Source organism: uncultured Exiguobacterium sp. (genome assembly GCF_964277885.1).
Lineage (GTDB): Bacteria > Bacillota > Bacilli > Exiguobacteriales > Exiguobacteriaceae > Exiguobacterium_A.
In genome coordinates this window covers 35,460-51,252 of the sequence record NZ_CAXYJR010000006.1, presented here as the reverse complement: position 1 = coordinate 51,252, position 15,793 = coordinate 35,460, and the positions used below count along the sequence as shown (strand labels likewise).

Below are 15,793 nucleotides of genomic sequence, written 5' to 3'. Positions count from 1 at the left end.
TTCAACCGCAAATCATTTGATGAGTCAAATATTATTTATATTACAAGAATAACAAAAAGAGCAGCCGATTACTCGACTGCTCAGGATTGCATCTGTTTTGATTCGATAATTGTAATTCCAGGCGGTGCATGTAGTGTTTCGCGAATCATCGCCGCAGCGACTTGACCAGCTTCAATCGGAGCGATGGCACTCCGTTTCAACAACGGTCGCAACACCGTCGAAATTTTCGCAGCTGCCTGTTCGCCTAAACGAAACTCGTCTCGTTCTCCCAACAAGAGCGAAGGTCTGAAAATCAGTAACGTCTCGTATCCTAGTACACGTAATCCGTTTTCAGTGTCCCCTTTTACACGATTGTAGAAGGTTTTAGCATTCGGATGAGCACCAAGCGCTGAAATCAAAGCAAATCGCGTCGCTCCGAGGTCTAACAGTTCACGACCCAGTTCAACTGGATACGTATAATCAACCAGACGAAATGCCTCTTGCGATCCTGCTTGTTTGATCGTCGTACCCAGTGCACAGTAGACGTGATCGACGACAGGTAATTCGATTTCTGTCACACGATCAAAATCAATCACCCATTCTTCTAGTTTTGGATGAAAACGACGCATCGGGCGGCGAACAAGAACATGTACCTCGCTATAGGCCTCTTCTGCCAACAAACGATCCACGAGTTCTTGTCCGACTAGACCGGATGCTCCTAAAATTGCTGCTCTCATACGTTTCTCCCTCCTTCATGCTGTCGACCGATCGGTACGAAGTAGGAACGGTTTCCGGTAATCCGTTCTCCGGCACGTACACCAATCGCACTCGGTCTTCCCCCTAATATAAAAACACCGTACATGTACGCGACATCTCCCTCTTCCTGAAGTGGATACGTCGGTAATTCTCGATACGCTTGATAGATAGCCGATTGATCAAGAAACGTATGCTGTTCATTCTTTAGCAGCACGTCTCCCTGTCCGTCATGGACGGTTACGGTATCCCCTTCGCGTCCGAAGATCGGTTTCTTAACGAATGGTTGTCGGCTTGAGATGAATGTATCTTCTGATAAGTATGTCGGTAAAAAATAACGCGCAATCATCGTATGATCCGTTTCACTCAAGTATGGATGCTTGGTTTCGTGTAACATCCAGATCAATGCAAGAACCGACTTGGCTTGCATTAAAAAAGCGGACGGTGGATTGATGATTTCGAGTCGCCCCGTCTCAACGAGTTGCAGGAGTAATTGTCCTAAATTTCTTCCGTCTTCATCCCGGTCCAGCAAAGCCATCTCGATTGGAAAGGTTTGTCGATATAAGATATCAATCCTTTTACCTGTTTCATCGTACAATCCCTCTTCCGGACGAATCTCTAATGCATGAAGTGGACAATACGTCGCCCCATCCCAAAACGACTGCAAATACTCGGCCGTCAGCCGATCCTCGATATGGTCACCATGTGAAGTGAAGACGACATGCGGATTCTGTTTCGTCCGATGTATCGCTGCTTCGATCGCACGACGGACTGTCGCTTTCAGCCATTTGTTTTCCCCGTCGTTGACCCGTCCAAAACCTTGTTTTTCCGCTACGACATCATTGACTTCAAACACTTCCTTAATGAAGGTCGGCGTATCCGCGTTCCATTCCATGAGTGAAATACGATCTGCCGTCGCAATGAAATCAAAGCGACCAATGATAGTCAGCGGTCGCATCGTCTCGAGCCGTAAGAAGGGGAGACTTTCGACTGGGAATCCAAGCTCGAGTAGTGCCTGATTATCCATTGAGCGAAGAATCGGAAGCACTTTTTCAAATATCCGATACACTTCTTGCGCCGCGATATGCAGTTGATCGATTCGTTCATCCGAGATGGGCATGATTTCCGTCACAGCATACGGTTCCCCGTCTAGCACATCCCAAAAACGATCGATGTCTCCATAAAAGATCTGTCGTCTATTCATCCGCCGAAAAAGCCGGAAGACGAGCCTGTTCCGAATCCTTTTGTCTTCGTGTTATAACTCTTTACTGCTTTTGATTTCGGTGTATACCCTTTCGTTCGCATCGCACTGTGCATCAAGGCACGTGAGGCGAAATAACTACCACCCCAGTAATAGTAGCCTGAATGGGTCGACGAACTATCATCACAGTACCAAACGCCTTCATCATTATCATACTCATAGTCATCACAATCCGGATCATCTGGTCGTTCCGCTCGTGCATCATCTGATCCACACCCACTCAGTGTCGTTCCGATCAACAGTGTCGCAGCTAGTGTTGCTTGTTTCATCCAATTCACCGTCTCAGTCCCCTTTCCTGTTACTCTCGTTATGGATAGTATACGCTTTTTCGGAGAGAAAAGTTTCTTTGTTCTGCCGGAACTTTTTTTCCTTGAAGGTGGTAATAGTATCTATAGAATGAAAAGGAGGATTTACGCATGTCACTTGCCTACTATGTTGAAGAAAATAGTGAATTCCATCCGATCTATCAGTATGATCGCTATGCGATCGAACCGGAAGAAATCATCGCCCATCAACTCTGCGAATTCCATATCATCGAAGGACATCAATATGAGCTGCGTTCCAATGAGATGGCAGGCGATTACGATCAATTGATTGTTGATCACATCAAAGCATCGCCACGTGCAACAGAAGAACGTGTTTATCCACCTCACCAAATTCATATCGAGTTCAGACAGTATTTGTCCGACAGCGCTCAACCGCTCTTAAAGACATCAACGGTTCCGAATCACGTCCAAGCGATGCGTTTTTTAATCAAGGATAAGATTGAAGTCGAAGGACACGGTGTGTTTGAGCGTGACAGCTGCGAAATCGATATCGACCGGAATTGTTACGTCGTCTATCTCGCCGATACACTTTGAGACGTAAAATCAGGTCTCTTCATTTCCAAGAGACGTTTTTTTTGGCATACTAGAAAGTAAGAACGAATCAATCGAGGTGAACGAACATGAGTGAACAACCAAAAAAACTATCATTGCAAGAGGCAATGATCGAGCGCTTGAAAGCAAAAAAACAAGCGCAAACAAAACGTCCGACTGGCTTACAAGGGACACAAACGAAACAATTGACGAGCCAACAGACGAAAAAAGCGAACAACCAGAAAAAACGGACAGGCGTCTAAGTCACAGGAATTCATGAAATAAGGAGCAATTATGAGTATTTTAACGGTATCTAACTTAAGTCACGGATTCGGTGACCGCGCCATTTTCGAAAATGTCTCCTTCCGCCTGTTAAAAGGCGAGCACATCGGTCTCGTCGGTGCGAACGGTGAAGGAAAATCGACGTTCATGAATATCATCACGTCGCAACTTGAGCCGGATGAAGGAAAAGTCGAATGGGCGAAGCATGTACGCGTCGGTTATTTGGATCAGCACGCTGTCCTTGAAAAAGGATTAACGATCCGGGATGCGCTTAAAGGCGCATTCCAGTACATGTTCGACATCGAACAGGAAATCAATGATTTGTACGGTAAAATGGGCGAAGTCGAGCCAGAAGAACTTGAAAAGATGCTCGAAGAAGTCGGTGTCTTACAAGATATTTTGACGAATAACGACTTCTATACGATTGATGCAAAAGTTGAAGAAATCGCGCGTGGTCTTGGTCTCGATGAAATCGGACTCGACCGGGATGTACAGGAGCTCAGTGGTGGGCAGCGGACGAAAATCCTGCTTGCTAAACTTCTCCTTGAAAAACCGGATATTCTATTACTCGATGAGCCGACCAACTATCTCGATGTCCAGCATATCGAATGGTTGAAACGTTACTTGAATGAATATGAGAATGCGTTCATCTTGATTTCGCACGATATCCCATTCCTCAACAGTGTCATCAACTTGATTTATCACATGGAAAATCAAGAATTGAACCGTTATGTCGGCGACTATGATAACTTCGTCACGATCCATGAAGCGAAGAAAAAGCAACTCGAATCTGCGTTCAAACGTCAACAGCAGGAAATCTCTGAGTTAAAGGACTTCGTAGCTCGGAACAAAGCACGTGTCTCGACACGCAACATGGCGATGTCACGTCAGAAGAAGCTCGATAAGATGGATGTCATCGAACTTGCACAAGAACGTCCAAAACCAGAGTTCCACTTCCTCCAAGCACGAACACCAAGTAAATTGATGTTCGAAGCAAAAGGTCTCGTCATCGGATACGATGAGCCACTCTCTCGTCCTCTCGATCTGACGATTGAACGCGGACAGAAGATTGCCTTGCATGGTGCGAACGGTATCGGGAAATCGACGTTGCTTAAGAGTTTGCTCGGTGAAATTCCAGCTGTCTCAGGTGTCGTTGAGCGGGGAGAAAATCTGCACATCGGGTACTTCGAACAAGAAGTCAAAGAGAAGAACTCGAATACGTGTATCGAAGAGATTTGGAATACGTTCCCGTCTCTGACACAACAACAAGTGCGTGCTATGCTCGCAAAATGTGGGTTGATGACGAAACACATCGAATCGAAAATCGAAGTGCTCAGCGGTGGGGAAAAAGCGAAAGTCCGTCTTTGTAAATTGATGAATACGGAATCGAACATCCTCGTACTCGATGAGCCGACGAACCACTTGGACGTCGAAGCAAAGGAAGAATTAAAACGTGCGTTACAAGAGTATAAAGGAACCGTCCTTTTGATCTCACACGAACCAGAATTCTATGAAGCTGTCGCGACAGATTTATGGAACTGCGAATCATGGACGACAAAAGTATTCTAAGTCACGCTAAAAAAAGATGGGATGCCCAGAAGGGTATCTCATCTTTTTAGTTCACACACTTAATCATTGCATGATTGTGCATCTTCACGCACACTAGGACTTAGAAAATGGTTATGAAGGAGCGTGTTTTTTTGGAAACGATCACGAAAAAAGCAACATTATCCTACTTACATGTTCCAAGTGGTGGTTCAGAACAGTTGATTGCCCGTCTCTATTCACCTGAACATACAGCGGATGCTCCACTGATTGTCCTCTTCCACGGATTTCCCGGGAAACAGTTGAACATGGACTGGGCAGTTCAACTTCAAAGCGCAGGATACCATGTGCTTGTCACGTCATATCGTGGAACGATCGGAAGTCCTGGAACCTTTCGATTCCAGCATGTTTTAGAAGACGCATCCGCCACATTACGGTACGTCTGCTCCGAGTCTTTCACTACCGAACACGGCATCAAGGCAGATCAAATCACCGTCGTAGGTCATAGCATGGGTGGCTTCGCCGGTCTGCATGCTTTTGCTGAGACACCGGAAGCTGCACATTATGTCGGAATCTCTCCATTTAATTTCGGACTCGTCGGTCAACTTGTCCTCGAACATCCGGAATACGAGTCAGCGCTTCACGGTGTGCTCGATCGAGGGGCTGCTTTCTTAAACGGTGCCGTCGCCGATGCATTACTCGATGAGTTAAAACAGCATCATGCGACCTGGAACTTACTGACGCTAAAAGAACGTTTAGCCAATCGCTCGATGTTGCTCATGACGTCAGAGCGGGACGAAACATCGATCAAAGCACTTCACCATGACTTATTGCTATCAGACAGTCCGTTTGAGGAATCAATCGTCGACAGTGATCACAACTATATCGAGAACCGGGATGCTGCTTTTAACGAATGGACGGCTTGGCTCGCACGACAATGAAAAGAGCGCTCAGCGTACGACTGAGCGCTCTTTTACTGGTGTCCGTCGTACAGGACGGATCCGCATCCGGTACAGCACGAGTGTGAACATCGTAAGTGTCGAGACAACGTACCAAATCGTCGTGAACAACGTTCCGGTATCCGTGCCGATAAATAAACCATGCGCTGTCATCAATAGCCAGGCAGGTAAGACGAGCCAGTGCGTCAATTTCCAAAGCGTCTTGCCTAACGTCTCCTTCAAAAAATCCGAAGTTACAAGAACGAACCCGAATAAGTAGAGACTGATTGTTCCGAACGCATTCCAAAGCGGTTCATAAGAAGCCTGTCCCGAAATCAGGACCTCGAAGATTGTCAGTGGTGCGTAGGTATCCACAATGATGAGTGTCGCATGAAGGACGATCGCGAGTAACCCTGCCCAACCACTATATAAGTGCACGTGATGTAATCGTGCTTTTTGTTTTTTGAGAGCTGGGTAGGAACCGAGCAATCCAGCTAAGACAGAAATCGTCATGAAGAAGTGGCCACTTAACCCGCTCAAGCGGATCATCGTCCATGTCGAGAATAACCATTTCATCCAGTCCATATCTCACTCACTCCTTTCCGTTCGCTTCGCCATTCTCCTGTAGTATCTAACATCAGCAATCGTCCTTTCGGAAACCAACGAAACAGCTTTTCTTGACGTTCTGCTTCTGTCATCTGAAAAGCAAGCTTCGTCATGACTTCCGCTTCATAGAGTTGTGGAGCAGACGCCGTCACTTGAAGAATCGGACTTCTTGTCGGACGTCCTGTTCGTCCATCTAACAAATGATGCTGGGTCTGGTCCCTCGTCTTCCACGATCGATAGACGCGGTTTGATGTCGCGACCGCACCTTGTCGCAACTGCACATCAGCGACACGCTGTTCGGTCTCTGGGTGCGTGATCGTAATATTCCATGGTTTCTCCTCGGACCAGACGATGACATCGCCTCCCGCTTCAATCAATCCACGGTTCCAGTTTTTTCGGAGGCGTTGCGCTGCGATCATCGCTGCGGCACCTTTTCCGATACCACCTAAATCGATAAAACCGCCCCCCACTCGGGTCACGTCACACCCTTCAATGATGAATGGTGCGATTTCTGGTGGAGCCGCTTCTTCATAAGCGATGGCTTGCGTGAAAGGAAACGATTGCCGGTAACCATTGGCTTGTTGTTGCGCTAATAGGAACGGAGAAAAATAACGTTCCGTCTGTTCGAAGTATCGTGTGGCACGAGCCAATAAACGGGCTAACGGCAAGGACACCGATAACGTATCTCCGATCCGTAAACGATTCAATCGACTGACTTCACTTTGCTCATCAAAGCGTGACCACTGTCGATCCACATAATGAAAAAAGCGAACGAGCTCCTCCCACTCTGCTTCATCAATCGGCTGATCCGTCACGAATCGCACCTGATTATGCATCGCATACAATTGTCGCTCCATCTTCCTCCTCCTTACCTCGAATGGCTGGATTGACCATCGCTCGACCCACCCGGTTGACTGAATCCAGACGATTCATCGCCTTGCCATTGACCCTCATCGTCACCTTCGTAATATCCGTCATCCCCTTCGTATTCGCCTTCATCATCGCTATATTGATTTCCTTGAGATGGTAATGTCGTATCATTTGAGTACGTATCTCCTGTTGAGACAGGTGTCGTCGAGGTATCGCTCGAGCTGACACTTAATTGACCAATCGCGAGTCCGATGAAGACGGAACTGCTGAGCCCGACAAGCCATTTCGCAAATGGTTTTGGTTTCATCTGTTTCCTCTCCCTTCTTGTTATGTTTACTGTATCGAAAAAAACTGACAACTAACTGACGGCAACTATGGGATAATGAGAAAAAAGAGGAGCGATGTTCATGCGGATTTTGGTGGCAGAAGATGATCAGCGCCTAGCTAAGATGTTACGGCTCCATTTGGAGCGGGCAGGATATCAAGTGGATGTCGCGCAGGATGGGGTGGAGGCGCTCCTTCAATGTCAGACGTATCGTTATGACTTACTCATCCTCGACTGGATGATGCCTCGTAAGAGCGGAATCGAAGTCGCTGCCACCTTAAGGCAAGAACAGTTTGAAGGTGGCATTTTAATGTTGACTGCTCGTGATACGGAAATCGATCTCGTTCATGGTCTAGACAGCGGAGCGGACGACTATCTCGTCAAACCATTTCAATCGAATGAATTACTGGCACGACTTCGCGCACTCAGTCGCCGCCAGCAAAAGGCGTTTATATCGACGGTCACCTTTCATGGACTTGTTCTCGATCTGTCATCACAAACGATTTCCTATGAGCGACATCCAATCGATTTAACACGACGTGAATTTGAATTCCTTTCCTTACTACTCAGACGACCTGAACAAGTGATGAGCCGTGAATTAATCATCGAGGTCGTGTGGGGGATTGGAGCTGATATTACGGATAACGCACTCGATGCGCTCGTTCGACTCGTTCGTAAAAAATTAGACGCGGTCGGTGCTCCTAATTTGATTCGAACAGTTCGTGGATTCGGTTATCGATTAGGTGATCCGCATGCTTGAATCGATTCGAAAACGACTGACTTTACTATTCAGCGGCTCGTTTTTTTTAGTACTAGTTCTTATCCTAATCGGTGTATATGTTACGAACGCTCAATTACTCAATCAAATGGAATTCAATCAATTGAAGAGTGTTTCTGATCGCGACATCTTCGAACGTATCGAACACGGAGAAGATCAGTTCGCGCGAAATCCGATTTACTTTCAGCTCCTTGATGCTTCAGGAAAGCAGCGGTATGCAAGTCTGCCGTCAGATGTCGAGCAAAAAACACTACGACGATTCCTAAGCTCGAATGATACGACGAAACAAGTCAAATGGGGCGATCGACATTTCTTACTATATCAACGTAACACGGAAGAAGGACGACTCCTTTTATTAAAGGATATCTCGTCGACGGCAGATACCTTACAACGATTGATTGCCGTCCTTGCAGGAATCGCCGTTCTTGCAACGATCGTCCTGACACTGATCGGATATGTCCTTGCGGGTCGAGCCGTCATTCCGGTACAACAAGCATTCGATCGCCAACGTCGTTTTACGTCCGATGCTTCACACGAACTCCGAACTCCTCTAACGATCGTCTATAGCGGGATTGAATTACTGGAAGTTGAGCCTCTTTCAAACGAAGGGCGAACGATTTTAGAGGACATCAAGGCGGAGACGGCAGGGATGCAGTATTTAGTCTCTGATTTACTGTTGCTGGCACGGGAAGGACAATCCTCATCGAAACAAGAACTGGATCTCAGTTCACTCGTTCAAAAGACTATCGAACGCTTTCAGCATGCCTATACGGATCGTGTCATTCGCGCCTCAATCACGCCAAACTTAAAAATGAAAGGCGATGCCCACCAACTGAATCGCTTATTGACGGTGTTTCTTGAAAATGCTCTTGTTTACAGTGATGATGTCATCGATGTCTCATTACACGAAACCGCAACAGAACGCCAGTTGACGATACAGGATCGCGGAATCGGAATCGCTTCCGACCAACAAGCCAAAATATTCGAGCGCTTTTATCGAGGGGACCATTCACGTCACGGAACAGGGACGGGTCTCGGGTTATCGATCGCTCACTCTATCGTCGAGCAGCATGGCGGAACGATTTCTATTGATTCGACGCTCGGTGAAGGTACACGGTTCATCATTCATTTCCCAACTCTTTAAAACGGTGTCAGTTATCTGTCAGATAAGCAGGGTAAAGTGAAGCTATGCTTTACCATACTTATCTAAGGAGGTCTTCATCATGTTAGGGAATGTACCGCTTCATCCGCTACTCGTCCACGCACCAATCGCACTTTTATTATTCGCAACGGTATTGTTACTCGTCAGTCTGAAATGGACGCAATTTAAATTGTTCGCCCTCTTCACGCTAGTCGTAGGTCTGATTTCTGGAGTCGCGGCCTATTTATCTGGAGACGGAGCAGAAGAATATGCACGAGGTAACTTGAGTGCTGCTACGCATTCAGCAATTGAAAACCATGAACACTTTGCTTTATTCAGCCTTGTCGCCTTCGGTGTCTCGCTATTATTCCTCTTAGTCGGTTACCGCTCGAACAAAAAAATGTTTTTATTACTCAGTTTCGTCGTTGCGATCGTCGGTAGCGGACTACTTGCTTATACCGGTCACCTTGGTGGTCAGATGGTCTATGCTAAATAAAACAAGAGCCGGTCCATTTTCTCTTTTTACGAGAGAAATAGACCGGCTCTTTTATCTTGTTTCTTATTACTTACGGTGTGCACGTCCCGGACGGCGGTTATTCGAACGACGTGTGTTTCCACGTCCTTCTGTCGTCTTCCGTGATCCTTTACTTTGGTCGTGCTGTGCGCGAATCGCCTCTTCAGATAATTCGACGACGATCGGCGTGACCGAGATGTTCAATTCCCGCTCCATATCACGGAACGTCCGACCGTCTTTAGGTGTCACGATCGAGACTGCAATTCCGTCGTTCCCGGCACGTCCTGTCCGACCAATCCGGTGAACATAACTTTCGGCATCGTCCGGTAAATCATAGTTGAAGACGTGTGTCACACCTGTCACATCGAGTCCACGGGAAGCGACGTCTGTTGCGATCAGGAATTGCGTTTTTCCTTGATAGAACTTCGCCATCGCTTTTTCTCGTTTTCCTTGCGTCAAACCACCATGCAATTCATCCGTCGGATATCCTTGCATCTGCATCTCTTCGTTTAATTTACTGACGCGACGTTGCGTACGGCAGAAAATGATGGCTGCGTATGGACGCATCTCGTCAAGCATCGTCCGTAGTGTCGCCTGCTTGCGACGATCCGTCGTCTCGACGACGAATTGCTCGATTGCTTCTACGGTGATACTTTCCGCTTCCACCTGTACTTCGACTGGGTTACGCAAATACGTTTTCGCCAGTTCTTCTACTTTCGGTGGCATCGTTGCGGATAACATGACGAATTGACGATCAACAGGTGCTGCCTCGATGATATCCTCAATTTCTGGCAAGAAACCGATTTGCAGCATTTGGTCCGCCTCATCTAAGACGAGTGTGCGTAATTCACCTAAGTCCAGTGTGCCGCGACCGACATGATCAAGAATCCGTCCCGGTGTACCGATGATGATTTGTGGCATCCGACCGAGTCGTTGAATCTGTTTAAAGACGTCTTGTCCGCCATATACAGCAAGCGCACGGTACTGTTCCGTATTGCGAATCAGCTTATGTGTCTCATCGGCAATTTGACGCGCGAGTTCGCGTGTTGGTGCGACGATCAATGCTTGGACCGTTTGCGATTCGACATCGATTTGCTCAAGAATCGGTAAGAGAAACGCTAACGTTTTCCCTGTTCCGGTTTGTGCCTGTCCAATCAAATCACGTCCGTCAAGTAATGACGGAATCGCCTGTTCTTGAATGGGTGTCGGCTCCTTGATACCTTGCTTTTGTAATTTTTTTATCCACAGGTCACTGATGTGTAATGTTTCAAATGTTGACATGATATATCCTCCTAAAAATTATCCACAGAAAAAAGCTGTGGATAACCTGCTTCGCATAGACAAAAACAGTTATCCACAGCCGTGCTCTATTCAGTATACACAATTTACGCGTTTGTTGCTTCCTGTTTTAACTTCCGATCGAGTACGAACGTGCCGAACGGAATGAATGATGCGATGAACGCAATACCCGCCTTGATGATCGACCAATCGTATTTGAATTTCACGACAGCGAGCCAAACTGCATACATGACAAACAAGACACCATGTAATGCTCCGACTACGGAGACTGCTTGTGGAATGTCCGCCATGTATTTCAGCGGCATCGCAATCAACAGCAAGACTAAAAACGAAATTCCCTCTAATATCGCAATCATTCGGAATTGCCCAAGCGTAGTTCTTAACATCCCGTCACTCCTTTTTCCTGATTCCTGCTCTTAGTATACGGGATGGACGATCCATCTGTGACCTGTGTCACAGGATTGTCAGATTTCGAGTGGACGTAACCGTGCTTCGATCGCAGATCTCTTTGGTTCAAGAAACGGCGGTAACGCAAGCGTCTCCCCTAACGTTTCAACCGACTCATCTGTCGCGAATCCCGGTGTATCTGTCGAGAGCTCAAACAAGATATGGTTCGGTTCCCGGAAGTAGAGAGCTTGGAAATAGTGACGATCGACTTTACCAGAGTTCGGTAAGTGATAGGCATTCAAGCGATCGACCCACTTCTTGTACTCCTCACTGTTCGGTACTCGGAACGCGACATGATGCACACCACCACGACCGAGACGTTCCCGGTCGAGATCTGGACGTGCCTCGATATGAACCTCTGCTCCGATGCCGCCTTCTCCTGTCGCATAGACTTCGATCGGAGCAAAGTCACCTGCTAGTGATGGGTAATGACCGACGTTCCGGAAACCCATGACTTCTGTCAGTACACGGACGGTCAGCGTTGGATCATTGACCGTCAGTGTGACGGCTCCTAGTCCAACAATGGCATGCTCCGACGGGATCTCTTTTTGCGGCCATGGTACACCACCTGCGACACCCACCTCGCCATCTTCCGCGACGAGAATCAACCGTGTTCCTTCCTGATCACGAAACGCCAGTGTTTGTCGCCCAGCGCGTTCAATGATTTCGTCGTGATCCACTTCCTTTTCCTCAAACCGTTCTTTCCAAAATTGAAGAGCCGCTGTTGTTTTCACGCGAAGGGATGTCGAAGAGATACTCGACGCTCCCGGTACACCCGTTCCAAGATGCGGAATATCAAAGAATGTCAAATCCGTTCCTGGATTCCCTTCCGCATCTCCATAAAACAAATGATACGATGTCGTGTCATCCTGATTGACTGTCTTTTTAATTAGACGCATTCCAAGTATTTGTGTGTAGAATTGATAATTGCGTTCCGCCATGCCTGTCAAAATCGACACATGATGAATTCCGAGTAGTTCCATCTTCCTCACTCCCTGTAAATGATTTGGTAATTGAAGTATACTCTACATTTATCTTGAATTCAAGATATTAATCTAATAAAAAACCGTCCCTCCGAAAAGGGACGATTGAATAGTTGAAATTAAAGTTTTACGACGTTAGCAGCTTGTGCTCCACGTGCGCCTTCAGTGATTTCGAACTCAACTTCTTGACCTTCGTCAAGCGTTTTGAAGCCTTCACCAGTGATTGCTGAGAAATGTACGAATACGTCTTCTCCGCCTTCAACTTCGATGAAACCGAAACCTTTTTCTGCGTTAAACCATTTTACTTTACCTGTGTTCATGGGAACAACCTCCAAAAATAAATTACTTAATACATATGCTGGGCATATGAAAGGAATTCATTATTGTCCCGAAATACATGGAGCAACGAAAAGATTGTTCGTGACACGATGTGAATCCGTAATGACAATAACAATATTAAGCTAACGTAAGTATAGAATGGATGCGCTTTAAAAGTCAAGTTGTCAGACCAATGTTTTTTCCAATTGATTCCACTTATTCTACATAACTAAAATAAAAAACAGGTTCAGCCGAAACTGAACCTGTTCTTCTGTTTTAACGATGAATCCAGACAGCTCCAGCAGAGTTATCTTTTGCTTCACCGATGACTTCAATCTTCAAACCATTGTTCGGAAGTAGTTTCCCTGCATCCGGAATCAACTGGTTGATATACGATTTCGAATCATCGAATTTCGTTACACCTGGAAGACCTTTATAATCATATGTTCCACGTGATGGGGAGTCGATCAACCATGCAGGTGCTTTATCAAAGCTAAATGCAGCATCTGCGATTTGGTAACGTGTGCTTCCTGTCGTGACTGGTTTACCATTGAGTGTTCCAACGATTGCTTCAGGATGTGAGTCAACGACTCCGAGGAATCCTTCACCTGGGTGAACGCCAACCCAGTTATCGTCAAAGCTTGAGTCACCATACCAAACGACAAGACCTGTGTTATACTTCACGCCGCGTGCATGCTCAAGTGCTTTATCAGAGCCCGCATAGTTACGCCATTCGAGGTAATAAGCGTTATCTGCGTAAGAGAAACCGTCTGATGCGACGAAACCGTCAAGCGCGAATTTCGGTGTACCTTCTGCATCATCTTCGAAGACGACTTTACCGTCAACCGTCAGCTTCGCGTTATCAAGTGCGAATCCATCTAACGCAAGACCAGCGTCCCCGACGTAATCAAATTTCAATGTCACTTTTTTACCCGCGAATTCGCTGAGATCATACGATTTATCTACCCATGCTCCTTTAGTAGAATCAGCGCGCTGATCTCCATCTGTATCTTCATCACCGATTGTATCGATGACTTTTGATTGTCCATCCGCAGTCGCTGTGACAGTCAAGAAATCGTAGTTATACTCAACATCATACAATGTTTTGAAGTCGAACTTCGCTTCTTTCGCATTCGTCAAATCAAACTCCGGAGATGTCATGGATGTATGCAAGTCGTTCCCTTTTGTGCTGTAGTAATACTTTTTACCGAATGCCGGCGCGATGCCTTTTACCGGTTTTTTCGGCAAGTTGACTTTGATGATTCCTGGATTTTTCGATTTCGTGACACTCTGATCGAGGTACGAAGCTGTTCCTAGCTTATCTAAGGAATCAAAATCGATTTGTTGAATATTCGCCCAGTTTCCGCCCATCACATTTTGGAAGAACTCTTTGTTTTGTGGTGAGAAACTTGTTGGTTCTGTTCCAGCGATATTCCCGTTCCAGCTACCACCACTCATGATGGACCATGAAGCGACTGGCTCACCTTGACCCGTGTACTTCGTATCGTACTCATCAGGAAGTCCAAGATCATGACCAAATTCGTGCGCGAAGACACCAACCGCACCATCTTCAGGCTGCACCGTGTAATCATAAGCAGCCATCTTTCCACCCCAGTAATCAACACTTGCTGTCGTATTCGCTACCGGATGAACACCATCTAACGTCCAGCGGTGTGACCAGATTGCATCGTCACCAAGGGTACCACCACCTGCTTCTTGTCCTGTACCCGCATGAATGATCATCAAGTGATCAACGAGACCATCTGGTTCGTTCAAGTCACCGTCTCCATCCATGTCATACTGATCGAATTTATCATAGTCCGCTAAATTGATACCGGCTTTGACAGCTGCCGCTAACGAATCCTTGACGAGACCACGTGGTCCTTTTGATCCCGGTAAGTTATCGTTTCCACCAGCAGGGTTATCTGAACCGTAATCCTTCGCTGTACCAGGAACCGTCAACCAGTTTGAAACCTTACCGTCTACCGAATAACTACCACCGGATTGCTCTTCATAGAACTGTTTAAATGTCTTTACTTTCTCTCCGTTAAAGAGTTCAAATTCCTTGTCTCCGAACATAAGATCCTGATAATGCTTCTGATTGAAGTCATTCGAATACATATATCCTGGCTCTTGAACGACATTGTTATGCTTGAAATCGCTATATTCGACGAGAAGTACGAGTACTTTATCCGTCCGCTTCGCACCATTATAGTCTGCTTGTTTTGCCTTATCTACCTTGACAAAGCCGTTTGGGTTCCCTTTTTTATAGTTACCATGCTTTTTCTTCAATTGCTTCGCAAGCTTATCTTTTTGTTTTGTTAGAAAGTCTTTCGTTTTTTTATCGAAAGCTGCTTCCTTGCTTGATTCATGTTCATGATCATCTGCTGGTTTACCATTTGCTTTTTTATCGAGATATTTTTGGACGGCTTGTTGCTTCGCTTCTGCTGATGCCGCTTTTGAAATGACCCCACGTTTTTCAAGCACCTTTGCTAGTCGATCCTGATCGACCGTGTTCAAATCCATTGGTGCACCAACTGCCGCCTTTTCTGCTGCTTGTACCGATGTTACCTGCCCACCAGGTAAGACCGGGCCAACAGCAAAGGCTGCTGCCGTAATTCCAGACAACACGGCTACGCTAAGCTGTTTCTTTTTTCCCACGTGAATTGACCCCCTATGTAGTGATGAAAAGTATAAGATCATTACACTTTTCTGAATATTCAAATCATAGGTTATTTTATTTCGTTAATCAATCGCTTTTAAGATAATTAGTTCTTTTCGACCATACCTATTTTTTGGAATTTAAATTAATCAGTTATTTTAAAAATCACTCTCCTTTTTTGTAAAAATGACCGGATTTCTTCTTTTGTTTCACGGTACGCTGAAAACACTCTGAT

At 46.1% G+C, this 15,793-nt stretch carries 18 protein-coding genes; 7 read left to right on the top strand and 11 right to left on the bottom strand.

Features of this window, described 5'->3' with window-relative positions; all coding sequences use genetic code 11:
* Positions 1 to 80: 80 nt before the first annotated feature.
* From ACHWTJ_RS13330 to ACHWTJ_RS13320, 3 genes are read right to left on the bottom strand one after another with little or no spacing between them, the layout of a single operon-like run.
* A complete protein-coding gene (locus tag ACHWTJ_RS13330) occupies positions 81 to 716 on the bottom strand; it encodes a hypothetical protein (protein ID WP_294740065.1) in 636 nt (211 codons plus the stop codon).
* A complete protein-coding gene (locus tag ACHWTJ_RS13325; protein ID WP_394679855.1) occupies positions 713 to 1,936 on the bottom strand; it encodes a glutathionylspermidine synthase family protein in 1,224 nt (407 codons plus the stop codon). The genes ACHWTJ_RS13330 and ACHWTJ_RS13325 overlap by 4 nt, the downstream gene beginning before the upstream one ends.
* On the bottom strand, positions 1,933 to 2,262 hold the full coding sequence (locus ACHWTJ_RS13320; RefSeq protein ID WP_053452172.1) for a hypothetical protein: 330 nt from the start codon (positions 2,260 to 2,262) through the stop codon (positions 1,933 to 1,935). The genes ACHWTJ_RS13325 and ACHWTJ_RS13320 overlap by 4 nt, the downstream gene beginning before the upstream one ends.
* Before the next feature lie 147 nt (positions 2,263 to 2,409).
* Here ACHWTJ_RS13320 and ACHWTJ_RS13315 point away from each other — a divergent pair, with 147 nt between their 5' ends.
* The 4 genes from ACHWTJ_RS13315 (at position 2,410) to ACHWTJ_RS13300 (ending at position 5,618) form a co-directional block, all read left to right on the top strand.
* A complete protein-coding gene (locus ACHWTJ_RS13315) occupies positions 2,410 to 2,853 on the top strand; it encodes a hypothetical protein (RefSeq protein WP_294740067.1) in 444 nt (147 codons plus the stop codon).
* A gap of 86 nt (positions 2,854 to 2,939) precedes the next feature.
* A complete protein-coding gene (locus tag ACHWTJ_RS13310; RefSeq protein ID WP_023469740.1) occupies positions 2,940 to 3,113 on the top strand; it encodes a hypothetical protein in 174 nt (57 codons plus the stop codon).
* 31 nt (positions 3,114 to 3,144) lie between these two features.
* On the top strand, positions 3,145 to 4,701 hold the full coding sequence (locus tag ACHWTJ_RS13305; RefSeq protein WP_023469741.1) for an ABC-F family ATP-binding cassette domain-containing protein: 1,557 nt from the start codon (positions 3,145 to 3,147) through the stop codon (positions 4,699 to 4,701).
* Positions 4,702 to 4,832: 131 nt separating this feature from the next.
* Positions 4,833 to 5,618: an alpha/beta hydrolase family protein gene (locus tag ACHWTJ_RS13300; protein WP_394679854.1), complete on the top strand. Its 786-nt coding sequence runs from the start codon at positions 4,833 to 4,835 to the stop codon at positions 5,616 to 5,618.
* A 9-nt stretch (positions 5,619 to 5,627) separates the two neighbouring features.
* Here the strand turns inward: ACHWTJ_RS13300 and ACHWTJ_RS13295 are convergent, their stop codons facing one another.
* Genes ACHWTJ_RS13295 through ACHWTJ_RS13285 form a run of 3 tightly spaced genes read right to left on the bottom strand, consistent with a single transcriptional unit; the run spans position 5,628 to position 7,398 of the window.
* Complete coding sequence (locus ACHWTJ_RS13295) at positions 5,628 to 6,200, bottom strand: hypothetical protein (protein ID WP_394679853.1); 573 nt, start codon at positions 6,198 to 6,200, stop codon at positions 5,628 to 5,630.
* The gene (locus tag ACHWTJ_RS13290; protein WP_294740071.1) at positions 6,188 to 7,078 is read right to left on the bottom strand and encodes an FAD:protein FMN transferase; all 891 of its coding nucleotides are present in this window, start codon (positions 7,076 to 7,078) and stop codon (positions 6,188 to 6,190) included. The genes ACHWTJ_RS13295 and ACHWTJ_RS13290 overlap by 13 nt, the downstream gene beginning before the upstream one ends.
* Before the next feature lie 11 nt (positions 7,079 to 7,089).
* On the bottom strand, positions 7,090 to 7,398 hold the full coding sequence (locus ACHWTJ_RS13285) for a hypothetical protein (protein WP_294740072.1): 309 nt from the start codon (positions 7,396 to 7,398) through the stop codon (positions 7,090 to 7,092).
* 100 nt (positions 7,399 to 7,498) lie between these two features.
* Here ACHWTJ_RS13285 and ACHWTJ_RS13280 point away from each other — a divergent pair, with 100 nt between their 5' ends.
* The 3 genes from ACHWTJ_RS13280 (at position 7,499) to ACHWTJ_RS13270 (ending at position 9,831) form a co-directional block, all read left to right on the top strand.
* Positions 7,499 to 8,176, top strand: coding sequence for a response regulator transcription factor (locus tag ACHWTJ_RS13280; protein ID WP_294740073.1), 678 nt, complete (start codon positions 7,499 to 7,501; stop codon positions 8,174 to 8,176).
* Positions 8,169 to 9,338: a sensor histidine kinase gene (locus ACHWTJ_RS13275; protein WP_394679852.1), complete on the top strand. Its 1,170-nt coding sequence runs from the start codon at positions 8,169 to 8,171 to the stop codon at positions 9,336 to 9,338. Before ACHWTJ_RS13280 ends, ACHWTJ_RS13275 begins: the two co-directional genes overlap by 8 nt.
* A 79-nt stretch (positions 9,339 to 9,417) precedes the next feature.
* The gene (locus ACHWTJ_RS13270) at positions 9,418 to 9,831 is read left to right on the top strand and encodes a DUF2231 domain-containing protein (RefSeq protein ID WP_294740075.1); all 414 of its coding nucleotides are present in this window, start codon (positions 9,418 to 9,420) and stop codon (positions 9,829 to 9,831) included.
* Positions 9,832 to 9,897: 66 nt separating this feature from the next.
* On the opposite strand, the gene ACHWTJ_RS13265 is transcribed toward ACHWTJ_RS13270, so the two are convergent.
* The 5 genes from ACHWTJ_RS13265 to ACHWTJ_RS13245 all read right to left on the bottom strand — a co-directional run bounded on the left by ACHWTJ_RS13265 (position 9,898) and on the right by ACHWTJ_RS13245 (position 15,557).
* The gene (locus ACHWTJ_RS13265) at positions 9,898 to 11,130 is read right to left on the bottom strand and encodes a DEAD/DEAH box helicase (protein ID WP_294740076.1); all 1,233 of its coding nucleotides are present in this window, start codon (positions 11,128 to 11,130) and stop codon (positions 9,898 to 9,900) included.
* Between the two features lie 104 nt (positions 11,131 to 11,234).
* Positions 11,235 to 11,534: a DUF3817 domain-containing protein gene (locus ACHWTJ_RS13260; protein ID WP_294740077.1), complete on the bottom strand. Its 300-nt coding sequence runs from the start codon at positions 11,532 to 11,534 to the stop codon at positions 11,235 to 11,237.
* 78 nt (positions 11,535 to 11,612) lie between these two features.
* Positions 11,613 to 12,578 (bottom strand): ring-cleaving dioxygenase, encoded by a 966-nt coding sequence (locus ACHWTJ_RS13255; RefSeq protein WP_394679851.1) that lies wholly within the window; start codon positions 12,576 to 12,578, stop codon positions 11,613 to 11,615.
* A 119-nt stretch (positions 12,579 to 12,697) separates the two neighbouring features.
* Positions 12,698 to 12,898, bottom strand: coding sequence for a cold-shock protein (locus ACHWTJ_RS13250; RefSeq protein WP_023469752.1), 201 nt, complete (start codon positions 12,896 to 12,898; stop codon positions 12,698 to 12,700).
* Positions 12,899 to 13,172: 274 nt separating this feature from the next.
* Entirely contained in the window at positions 13,173 to 15,557 is a 2,385-nt protein-coding gene (locus ACHWTJ_RS13245) for an immune inhibitor A domain-containing protein (RefSeq protein ID WP_294748086.1), read from the bottom strand.
* Positions 15,558 to 15,793 lie beyond the last annotated feature (236 nt).